Source organism: Actinoplanes sp. NBRC 103695 (assembly GCF_030269485.1).
GTDB lineage: Bacteria > Actinomycetota > Actinomycetes > Mycobacteriales > Micromonosporaceae > Actinoplanes.
The window spans coordinates 83983-93594 of the sequence record NZ_BSTL01000036.1; the positions used below are offsets into that span (position 1 = coordinate 83983).

Annotated in this window: 11 protein-coding genes; 2 read left to right on the forward strand and 9 right to left on the reverse strand. The window is 70.2% G+C overall.

Annotation, left to right across the window (positions count from 1 at the left end):
* Positions 1-4 precede the first annotated feature (4 nt).
* The 5 genes from QSK31_RS41860 to QSK31_RS41880 all read right to left on the reverse strand — a co-directional run bounded on the left by QSK31_RS41860 (position 5) and on the right by QSK31_RS41880 (position 5259).
* Entirely contained in the window at positions 5-487 is a 483-nt protein-coding gene (locus tag QSK31_RS41860; protein WP_285690459.1) for a GNAT family N-acetyltransferase, read from the reverse strand.
* Positions 481-1665, reverse strand: coding sequence for a type III PLP-dependent enzyme domain-containing protein (locus tag QSK31_RS41865; protein WP_285690460.1), 1185 nt, complete (start codon positions 1663-1665; stop codon positions 481-483). The genes QSK31_RS41860 and QSK31_RS41865 overlap by 7 nt, the downstream gene beginning before the upstream one ends.
* The gene (locus QSK31_RS41870) at positions 1665-2987 is read right to left on the reverse strand and encodes a DUF6271 family protein (protein ID WP_285690461.1); all 1323 of its coding nucleotides are present in this window, start codon (positions 2985-2987) and stop codon (positions 1665-1667) included. Before QSK31_RS41870 ends, QSK31_RS41865 begins: the two co-directional genes overlap by 1 nt.
* Positions 2981-3991: a phytanoyl-CoA dioxygenase family protein gene (locus QSK31_RS41875; protein ID WP_285690462.1), complete on the reverse strand. Its 1011-nt coding sequence runs from the start codon at positions 3989-3991 to the stop codon at positions 2981-2983. Before QSK31_RS41875 ends, QSK31_RS41870 begins: the two co-directional genes overlap by 7 nt.
* 428 nt (positions 3992-4419) lie before the next feature.
* Positions 4420-5259: a helix-turn-helix transcriptional regulator gene (locus tag QSK31_RS41880; RefSeq protein WP_285690463.1), complete on the reverse strand. Its 840-nt coding sequence runs from the start codon at positions 5257-5259 to the stop codon at positions 4420-4422.
* 119 nt (positions 5260-5378) lie between these two features.
* Here QSK31_RS41880 and QSK31_RS41885 point away from each other — a divergent pair, with 119 nt between their 5' ends.
* Both QSK31_RS41885 and QSK31_RS41890 read left to right on the forward strand, forming a co-directional pair.
* Positions 5379-6335 (forward strand): aldo/keto reductase, encoded by a 957-nt coding sequence (locus QSK31_RS41885; protein WP_285690464.1) that lies wholly within the window; start codon positions 5379-5381, stop codon positions 6333-6335.
* The gene (locus QSK31_RS41890) at positions 6298-6435 is read left to right on the forward strand and encodes a hypothetical protein (protein WP_285690465.1); all 138 of its coding nucleotides are present in this window, start codon (positions 6298-6300) and stop codon (positions 6433-6435) included. The genes QSK31_RS41885 and QSK31_RS41890 overlap by 38 nt, the downstream gene beginning before the upstream one ends.
* Here the strand turns inward: QSK31_RS41890 and QSK31_RS48985 are convergent, their stop codons facing one another.
* The 4 genes from QSK31_RS48985 to QSK31_RS41905 are packed head-to-tail and all read right to left on the reverse strand — an operon-like array spanning position 6436 to position 9490.
* Entirely contained in the window at positions 6436-6975 is a 540-nt protein-coding gene (locus QSK31_RS48985; protein ID WP_352244549.1) for an isochorismatase family protein, read from the reverse strand.
* A gap of 45 nt (positions 6976-7020) precedes the next feature.
* On the reverse strand, positions 7021-8220 hold the full coding sequence (locus QSK31_RS41895; protein ID WP_285690467.1) for an ABC transporter permease: 1200 nt from the start codon (positions 8218-8220) through the stop codon (positions 7021-7023).
* A complete protein-coding gene (locus tag QSK31_RS41900; RefSeq protein WP_285690468.1) occupies positions 8217-8897 on the reverse strand; it encodes an ABC transporter ATP-binding protein in 681 nt (226 codons plus the stop codon). Before QSK31_RS41900 ends, QSK31_RS41895 begins: the two co-directional genes overlap by 4 nt.
* 8 nt (positions 8898-8905) lie before the next feature.
* Positions 8906-9490, reverse strand: a complete 585-nt coding sequence (locus QSK31_RS41905; RefSeq protein ID WP_285690469.1) for an efflux RND transporter periplasmic adaptor subunit — start codon at positions 9488-9490, stop codon at positions 8906-8908.
* Between the last annotated feature and the right edge of the window lie 122 nt (positions 9491-9612).

Sequence of the window (9612 nt, forward strand, 5' to 3'; positions counted from 1 at the left end):
TTGCTCAGAGGGGGCGGGACATGTAGACGGCGCCGTGTCCGTAGCCGTCCGGCACCACGACCTCCGGCCGGGGACGGAAGCCGTGACCGGCCCAGAAGGTTCGGCTGCGGGCGATCGAGACGAGCGAGATCCGGCGGTACGGGCCGTCGTGGGCCATGTCGAGCAGGTGGGCGAGCAGGAGGCTGCCCAGACCGCCGCCGCGGTGTTCCGCTGCGATCACGAGGTCGTGCAGATGAAGGCCGCCCGTGCCGGACACGACGGTTCCACCCGCAGCAAGGTCGGGCGACCGGCCGTACGGGAAGGGGAAAGCCAGCAGATAACCGGCGACCCGCCCCCGGGCCTCGACCACGAATGAAGTTCCGGCGCCGGCCCGGCCGCGCAGGAGCCCAGGGTCCTCGGACAGGCCCAGATCCCGGTACGCCGCGGACTCCAGGGACACGACGGCCGGCCAGTCGGCGGCGCGGACCGGGCGGATTGCCGTCAGCACGGCGCCATCCTCGGCAGCGCGCCGACCGTGTGGTACGGAAGGGGCGCGAAACCGTTGAAGCCGACGGTCGTGTAGCTCACCGCGTAGGCGCCGGCCGACAGGATCCACACCGGGTCACCGGAGCGCAGGCCAGACGGCACCAGGACGGGTGACCCGGGGTCGAACGCGTCGTCGCTGTCGCAGGTCGGCCCGGCGACCACTGCCGGAACCCGGTGGCCGTCCGCATGTCCCGGGAACTCCAGCCGGTACTGGATCTGATCCAGCTCGTACAGCCCGTTGAACCGTCCGCAGCTCAGGTAGAGCCAGCGCTCCCGGCGGCCGTCGCGACCCTGACGTCCGGTCAGCCGGACGACGTGCGACCGGATCGCGCCGTGGTCGGCGACGAGGTGCCGGCCGGGCTCGATGACGAAGCCGAGCGGGCCGCGGGCCACCGTCCGAAGCCGAGCCATGCCGTCGCGGATGGCGGTGAGGATCAGGTCGAGCGGAGGGCGCAGCGGCCGGCCGCTCCGGTCGAGATAGCCGAGCGCGGGCAGGCCCCCGCCGAGGTTGACGTGGTCCAGGTCGATACCGCGTGCGACGAGGCCGGCCAGGGCGGCGGCGACGACGTCGAACGCGTTCCGCCACGCGGCCACCGTCATCTGCTGCGAGCCCACGTGCAGCGAGAGGCCGGCCGGGACCAGCCCGAGCGACCGGGCGGTGTCCAGAACCTCCACCGCCTCGTCCGGGGAACAACCGAACTTGCCGGTGAGTCGCCAGAGTGCGCCCGACCCGCTGACGGCCAGCCTGCTGAACACCCGCGAGCCGGGCGCGTGCGCGGCGATCGCGCGTACGTCGGCGATGCTGTCGGTCGCGAACAGGCGGACCCCCATCCGGTACGCCTCGGCGATGTCCCGATCGGACTTGACGGTGTTGCCGTAGTGGACCCGCTCGACCGGCACGCCGGTGCGCAGAGCCTGGGCGATCTCGTACGGCCCGGCCGCGTCGAACCCGGCCCCGGCCCCGCCCAGCGCGCTCAGCACATCGTCGACCGGACAGGCCTTGACGGCGAACCGGACGCGGGCTCCGGGTAACTCCCGGAGCAGATCATCGTGCCGCTGCACGATCCCGGTCAGGTCGTAGATGATGCCGTCCGACGTCGCCGAGGCGAGGGCGGACCGCAGGGGCACACTGTCCGGCATCAACGAAGTCCCACCGGTCCGCACGCCCGAGCCGACCGGATCAGCGGCTCCCACACCTCGATCAGCAGCGCGAAGTCCTCGATGTCCTGCCGCGCCTGGACGATCAGCAGCTCCCGCCCGTCGGCGAGCCGGTCGGCGACCCGCGCGAAGCGCCCGTCCAGCCGCCGGTAGGTGCGCTCGAGCTGGTCCAGCACCCGGACGTTCGGAGCGGTGTCGAGGCCGGTACTCTCCCGGACCATCGCGGCCAGCATCGGCGCCCGGACCCGGTGCCGCTCGTCCAGCAAACGCTCTCCGGCCGCATGCATCCGTGCGTACACGAAATGCAGATAGAGCATGGACAGAAAGAACTTGACCAGCCGCAGGTGATAGTCGAGGAACGCGGCGTCGGCCTTACGGTCCGGGGTGTGGAAGTTGACGACGTGCCGATTGTGCAGGACGCCGGGAAGGGTGCTTTCGGGCACCAGATGAATATGGAAGTAGTCGCTTCCGATCGTGTCATTCATAGGTGGCAGCGGGACATCCTCGTGCACCTGGAAATAACTGATGTTGGCCATGTCGACCCGCATCGGGTCGACCAGCGCGAGCACGGACCGGTCCTCCCGGAACTCACCGTCCGGAGCGCCGGTGAACGACTCCGCGACCAGCTCCGCCTTCTCCTGCTCGGTGGCACCCGGCGGCGCCCACAGGCTGACGATCTCGTGGTACGCCCGCGGGTCACGATCGCGGATCTCCTGAATGTCCACCGACAGGTCGCCGAGGAACGAGCCACCCACCGACACCACCGGCTTGTCCAGGTGCCTCGGGTCGAGAGCGACCTCGGTCGTCTCGGCTGCCACGTCGGCCGCGGGCCGCCCGATCGCCGCCAGCTCATGGTGGATCGGGTAGAGCGGAGCGCCGTCGTGGTGCTGGAACGACGCGTCGGAGTCGCGCCGGTGCACCGACTCACAACCCAGGGCGGCCGCGATCAGGAACGCCCGATTGGTGCACGCCCCGTAGGAGACCCGGTCCGGCAGCATGAGCTCGGCGGTCAGCTCGGGCTTGGCCACCCCGGCGCCGGCGATCACCCGGTCCAGGAATCTGGATTGGGCCGGCTCGTCGAGGTGCAGCACGGCGACGCCGGGCATCTCGGGCAGGTCCCGGACGGCCGCCACATGTCCGGCGTAGGTCTCCGGGTCGCAGGAGTCCAGGATCAGCAGCGTCATCTCGACACCGAACGTGGCGGCGCCGTAGGCCGCCTCGGCGGCGACGGCCGTGATGGTGGCGGCGCATTCACGATGCGTCGGCAGGGCCAGGCAGGCCCGCCGGACGCCCGCGGTCACCATTCGTCGACGCCGAGCAGGCGCCGGCCCAGGTCGGTGAGCTCGGCCGAACCGTAGCGCAACGACTCGTGCCGCACCGGGTCGCCGACCAGGGTGGCGTTCCAGTCCGGCGTGGTCAGCTCCCGCCACGACCGGACCCGGGACTGGACGAGCCGCTCATGCGACGGCAGCGCCGGCATCATCGTGAGGTACTGCACCGCGCGCACCCGGTCGGCCGAGGTGTTCGGGGCGACCCCGTGCGGCTCCAGGCCGTTGAAGATCAGCAGGTCGCCCGCCTCGAGCTGGGGGCGGATCACCGGGAACACGCTGTAGTCGGCGTTCGGCCGGTACGGGTCCCGGTCGGCCGGCTGACGCAGCCGCCACTCCTCGAACTGCCGGAAAAGTTCCGGCGCGCACTGGAAGCCACCCAGCTCGTCACGGGTGTCGGTGAGCGCGACGATGCCCTGCACCCGTTGTGCCGGCACGGACAGCGTGGTGTCCACGTCCCAGTGCAGGTTGATGTCGAAACCACGCTCGGTCGGCGGGATGTGGTCGCGGGAGCGGCTTCCGACGTTCGGCGGGTTGAGGTTGAGGCGGTCCAGGCTGACCCACAGGTGTTCGGTGTCCCAGACATCGACGAAGGCGTCGTACACGCGCTGTGCCTGCCGGTTGTCCCAGAGGTACTGGTGCTGATAGGCCTCGACGAAGCCGAGGATGTGCAGGTCCCGATCGAGGTCGCCGGCGAACTCCCGCTCGGGGTACCAGCTCGCCGGCCGATCAGGGTCGTAGCCCTGGAATTCGAAGGCGAAGCGCAGCAGCCGCCGCGCGTCCTCGGCCGGCACCGCCTGACGGACGACGACATAGCCGTACGTCTGCCAGAAATCGAAGTCCTCCTCGGACAACACCCGAAGCGGCCTGCTCTTCTTGAGGTCACGCAACGGCGTTTCGGCGAGATACGATTCACCGTCCCGGCTGAAATAGGGGATCTCGGACGATGAGCGGTGCAGAAACTGATCGGCTTCCGACATAAAGTCGCCCCCAAAGGTCTGCATTACAAATGGGTATCAATTGATGCCCGTCGACGGGCGGCACTGAAGCTAACACGAAGCCGGAATAGGCCCTTTCCGGATCTTCCGTGACCGGGTTGACTGATCTACCTGGTGACAGCGGTGGTAACGCTCCCATGTGGACCTCGTAATATGATTTTTATTACTAAACTTTCCGAACTAATCGTCGATTGGGGGCAAAAAAGGGAAGCTGCGGCAGTACTATCGCCCTGCGGCCGGGGCGATGAGGACGCACCCGGAGCTTCCAGCGCACCCCGCCGCTGTGCCGCGACGGCGCACGGCTGCACACGGACAGCACGCCCGCAGGCGGCCTCGAGCGGCTCCGCCGCAAGGATCTGGCGACCCCGGTCCGCGCGCTGTCCCGAGGGACAGGATCCGCAAGACAGGACCTACGCGGCTGTGGTCGCGGACAGCCTGTCCAGCGCCCTCCGGCTCGCGTCGTCCGCGGGGCGGCCGATCACCAGGTGCTGGTCCCGGTCGCCGAGCGGTGCGAGCGTCTCGAAGTGCACCGAGAACGTGCCGACCTCGGGGTGCCGCATGGTCTTGCTGCCGCGGCCGTTCGATTTGACGTCGCCCTCGGCCCACACTCGCGCGAAGTCCTCGTCGGTGCTGAACTCGGCGATCAGGTCGGCGAGCGCCCGGTCCCGCGGGTGCGCGGCCCAGGCGGCGCGCACGTGGGCGACGCCTTCGCGGACGACGCGGTCGCGGTCGAGGTAGTAGTCGCGCATCTCCGGGCGCATCAGGCACAGCCACGCCGAGTTGTGCCGGGAGGGCGGGAGCCGAGTGTCGAAGTCGAGTTGGAGGCGCGCCATCTCGGAATTCCAGGCAAGGATGTCGAAGCGGTGGTTGATCAGCATGGCGGGCAGCGGCGACAGGTCGGCCACCAGCCGGGCCAGCGGTGCCGCGGCGGCGGTGGCGGACTCGCCGGCTCGGCGGGAACGGGCACGGGCCAGGTCGAAGAAGTAGGTGCGCTCGTCGGGAGCCAGCCGGAGTGCCCGGGCCAGGGCCTCCACCACGTTCACGGAGGGGTGCAGCCCGCGGCCCTGCTCCAGCCGTACGACGTAGTCGACGCTGATCCCGGCCAGTTCGGCGACTTCCTCGCGGCGCAGGCCCGGGGTCCGGCGGGACTGCCGGCGCTCCGGGAGCCCGAAGTCGTGCGGGTCGAGGCGTTCGCGCCGGGTCCGCAGGAACGCGCCCAGCTCGCGGTCCGGATCAAGAGTGTCGCTCATCGAGGTCGATGCTAGCGCGCGGGTAGGACCGGCTTTCCCAGGAAGTTCTCTCCCTTATCCCCGGCTCGTGGCGGTCGCAGACTTCTGCCGACAACCGCACGAGTTTCAGGAGAACAAAGATGTCGTTCGCCCTCGACAACTACCGCCTGCTGGGCCGTTCCGGTCTGCGGGTCTCCCCGCTGGCGCTGGGCACCGCGACCTTCGGCACCGAGACGGGCTGGGGCGCCGAGAAGGATGATGCGCGTCGGCTGTTCGACCGCTACGTCGAACGCGGTGGCAACTTTCTCGACACCGCGGTGGGCTACGGCAGCGCGGAAAGCCTGCTGGGTGAGTTCGCCCGAGACCGCCGGGAGAGCCTGGTGCTGGCGACGAAGTACTCGACGCTGCGCCGGCCGGGCGACCCGAACTCCACAGGTGGCTCACGCAAGAACCTGCTCGCCTCGGTGCACACGAGCCTGCAGCGGCTGGGCACGGACTACCTGGACTTGCTCTACCTGCACGTGTGGGACTTCACGACGCCGGTCGAGGAGATCCTGCGCGGCCTGGACGATCTGGTCCGGCAGGGCAAGGTCCTGCACGTGGCGATCTCCAACACCCCCGCCTGGCAGATCTCGCGTATGCAGACGATCGCTGACCTGCGGGGCTGGTCACCGCTGGTCGCGCTGCAGCTCGAGTACAACCTTCTCGAGCGTACGGGCGAACGTGACCTGATCCCGATGGCCCGGGAGATGGGGCTGGCCGTGATCCCCTACTCCCCGCTGGCAGGCGGGCTGCTGACCGGCAAATACAGCCGCGCCGATGTGGCCGGAGTGGCCTCCGGCGACGGCACCCGCAAGGGGTTCAACTTCGCTGCGCTCGGCACCGTCACCGAACGCAACCTCGACGTCGTGGACATCCTGAAGGAGGTCGCCGCCGAGCAGGGCTGCACCCCCGCGCAGGCCGGGTTGTCCTGGCTCCTGCACAACCCGGACGTGACCGCCCCCCATTATCGGCGCCCGCACCCCCGCACAACTGGAGGACAACCTGGCTGCCCTGACGGTGGACCTCACCACCGCGCAGCTAGCCCGCCTCGATGAGGTCAGCGCCATCGATCCCGGCCAGCCGCACGCGCTGCTCGTCGGCGACCACATCGGGAACGTGATGCGCGGCGGGATGAAGATCCAGGCCAGCCGCTGATCATGCCCGCAGCAGGCTACGCGCTGCGGCCGGCCGCCCGTGCCGCCGCCAGGCCACCCTTACGGCCCCGCTCCCGGATCTCCTCCACCAACGCGTCGGCCGGGCGCAGACTCCGCCTCGACCGTGTGCACGACCGAGTTGTCCTCGAAGAAGCCTGCCCAACTCGGTCTTACGGACAACCACCTCGTCGAGGCCCTCCTGGATCGGTAGATACAGCTCCCAACCCGGTGTGCCTGGCTCGTCGACAGCCCCGGCCGGGCCATCGTTTTGCAGGTGGACGACAAGCGCCCCGCCCGCGCGCGCCCTCGTAACCAGCCCTCGGACGGCTTCCGTCAAAGGCTCTGCCGCCGGCACCGCGTCGGCCCCGGACACGAACGCCACCTGGACGTCCACCACGATCAAAGCCTCTGCCAGGCGAGTCTCCGGGCGGTTCTCAACCTGAGGTGCGCCGCTCCTCGACGCGCTGAAGGGCGAAGATCGCGGCGACGAGCGGGGTGACCGCTGGGTAGCCGGCACCTGTCTTCCTCGCATCCCGTTCATCGGGAGAAAGCAGCGTGTGAAGCTCCGGCCGGCGGACCGGTCGTTCTATCCGGCCAGGGCCTCGGTCGGGCTGAGGCGAGCCGCCCGGACCGCCGGATAGAGGCCGGCCACCGCGCCGATCACCACGGCGGCGCCGAGGCCGATTCCCGCTGAGGCCAGCGGGATTACGACGGGCCAGTGCTGGTAGCGGGCGTATCCGATCGTCGCGGCCACGCCCAGCAGCAGCCCGGCGCCACCGCCGGCGAACGCCATCACCACCGATTCGATGACGAACTGGATGCGGACCTGGCCGCGGCTGGCGCCCAGCGCCCGGCGCAGCCCGATCTCATGGCGTCGTTCGAGGACGGCCACCACCATGGTGTTCGCCACCCCGATACCGCCCACCAGAAGCGCTACGGCGGCAAGGCCGAGAAACAGGGTGGACAGGGTGCTCTCGGTAGCGCGTTTGGCGGCCAGGGCGTCCGACGGCCGGGAGACGGTCACCGACCCCGGTGCGGCGGGATTGATCGTACGGGCCATCACCTCACGTACCGCGTCGATCTGCGCTTCGGCGGCCCGGGTGTAGATCACCGTCGGCTGCCCGTCGAACCCGAGCTGGCTCTCGGCCGCCGGCCAGCCCACCAGGGCGGTGCTGTCGATGTCGGGGGCCAGCGGGATCGGCTCGAGGATGCCGATCACGGTGAACCAGCGGCCGCCGATGAACACCTGCGGCGGCGGGTCGGCCGTGAGGTGGTCGAATCCGAGCTGGATGGCGGCGTCGGCACCGAGGACGACGGTGGGCAGAGCGGCAGTCGCCTGGTTCAGGAAACGACCGGCTCGCAACCGGAGGTGCAGGGCCTCGGGCAGGTTGAGCCGGGTGGCGAGGACCGCTATGCCGGCGAAGTCCTGCTCCCCGTTGCGGTCGCTGCGGGAGATCTTGGTGTGGGTGTTGGCCACGGCGCTGGCGATCGAGACGGGCCCGATACGGGCGACCATGTCGACCGATTCGGGCGGGAACGGAACGGCACCCTGCGGCGTCTCCTGCGGTGACGCCTGGAGCAGGTTGGTCCCGAGCGCGGACAGTTGATCCATCAGAGCCCGTTGGCCGGAGGCCGGGATGGCAGTCACGGCGATCATGGTGGCGATGCCGATCGCGATGCCGAACGCCGACAGACCCACTCGGCCCGGACGCGTACGGATGCCGAGCAACCCGAGCCGGCCGAGGTCCCACGGGGAAAGCCGCACCGTGCGTGGAAGTGGTGTCATGCCGTCGACCCCGCGGGCTGCCGGACGTCGGAGACGATCCGGCCGTCCCGGACCTCGACGCGCCGGGGCAGCTCGGCGGCGATCTCGCGGTCATGCGTGATCACGGCGATGGTCGTTCCTTCCTCGTTGAGGCGCCGCAGCAACGCCAGCACGCCGGCGCCGTTCGCGCCGTCGAGGGCACCGGTGGGTTCGTCGGCGAGGATCAGCGCCGGTTCGTGGACGAGGGCCCGGGCGATGGCCACTCGCTGGCGTTCACCGCCGGACATCTCGTGCGGCCGGTGCCCGATCCGGGCGGCGAGCCCGACCCGGTCCAGGGCGGCCAGCGCCAGGGACCGGCGTCGCGACGCGGCGACCCCGGCGTACATCAGGCCGGTGCAGACGTTCTCCACCGCGGTCAGTCCCGCGGTCAGGTAACACTGCTGGAAGACGAAGCCCAGCAGCCGACCGCGCACCGCCGACAGCCGCCGATCCGGCAGGTCGCCGACGTCATGCCCGCTGAGCAGCACGGTCCCGCCGGTGGCCCGCTCGAGCGTGCCCATGATGTGCAGGAGCGTGGACTTCCCTGATCCGGACGGCCCGACGATGCCCACGAACTCCCCCGGTTCCACCCGCAGCGAGACGCGGTCCAGCGCGTGGACACCGCCCGGATAGACCTTGGCGACCTCGCGGACTTCCATGACGGCACTCACGAGGCCGTCACCACCGGGGTGCCCTCGGCGACGCCGGACCCGCTGATCTCGACCATGCCCCGGGCGACCAGGCCGACAGTGACCGGGATGAGTTGTCCGGCCTCGGACTCCAGGGCGTAGCCGCCTTCACGGGTGGCGAGCAGGGCGCCGACGGGCACCGCGAGGACTCCCTTACGGGTCTGGGCGGCGAACTCGACGCGCACCGGGGCCGACTCCCAGTCGCGTACCTTCTTCGGGTCGGTCACCGCGACGGCCGCGGAGAAGGTGACCTGGTCGGTCTGACCCGAGGAGTTCGACGTGTCGTCGCCGGCGGTGGCCCGCCGGGCCACGTCGATCACGCGGCCCGGGGTCGACGAGCCGTCGGGCAGCAGCACCGAAACCTTGCCGGCTGACCCGACCGTGTCCGCCTCGCCGCCGCGAACCTGCACCGTCACCACCTTGGCGGTGTCGGTGACCGACAGGATCGGGGTGGTGGCGTCTGCGCCCAGAGCCGCCTTCAGCGCGTTGACCCGAACCCGCCCCGGCAGGACCGCCACGTCACCGGGACGGATCACGCCGGAGGCGGGGAGGCCTAGTTCCAACGCCGTTCAGTTAGGGCGGGACGTTGGCTGTCAAGGGTCGGGGCTGATGACGTCGATGCTGGCGGTGGCCTGGTAGCTGCGCCGGTCGATGTTCGGGCCGCGGGCTTGGTATTTGGAGTTCG

Excerpts from the sequence above, each read along its gene's own strand:
- QSK31_RS41880 (WP_285690463.1), bottom strand. The coding sequence starts at position 5,259 with ATGAGCGACACTCTTGATCCGGACCGCGAGCTGGGCGCGTTCCTGCGG.
- QSK31_RS41885 (WP_285690464.1), top strand. The coding sequence starts at position 5,379 with ATGTCGTTCGCCCTCGACAACTACCGCCTGCTGGGCCGTTCCGGTCTG.
- QSK31_RS41895 (WP_285690467.1), bottom strand. The coding sequence starts at position 8,220 with ATGACACCACTTCCACGCACGGTGCGGCTTTCCCCGTGGGACCTCGGC.
- QSK31_RS41875 (WP_285690462.1), bottom strand. The coding sequence starts at position 3,991 with ATGTCGGAAGCCGATCAGTTTCTGCACCGCTCATCGTCCGAGATCCCC.
- QSK31_RS41865 (WP_285690460.1), bottom strand. The coding sequence starts at position 1,665 with ATGCCGGACAGTGTGCCCCTGCGGTCCGCCCTCGCCTCGGCGACGTCG.
- QSK31_RS41870 (WP_285690461.1), bottom strand. The coding sequence starts at position 2,987 with ATGGTGACCGCGGGCGTCCGGCGGGCCTGCCTGGCCCTGCCGACGCAT.
- QSK31_RS48985 (WP_352244549.1), bottom strand. The coding sequence starts at position 6,975 with ATGAACGGGATGCGAGGAAGACAGGTGCCGGCTACCCAGCGGTCACCC.
- QSK31_RS41900 (WP_285690468.1), bottom strand. The coding sequence starts at position 8,897 with ATGGAAGTCCGCGAGGTCGCCAAGGTCTATCCGGGCGGTGTCCACGCG.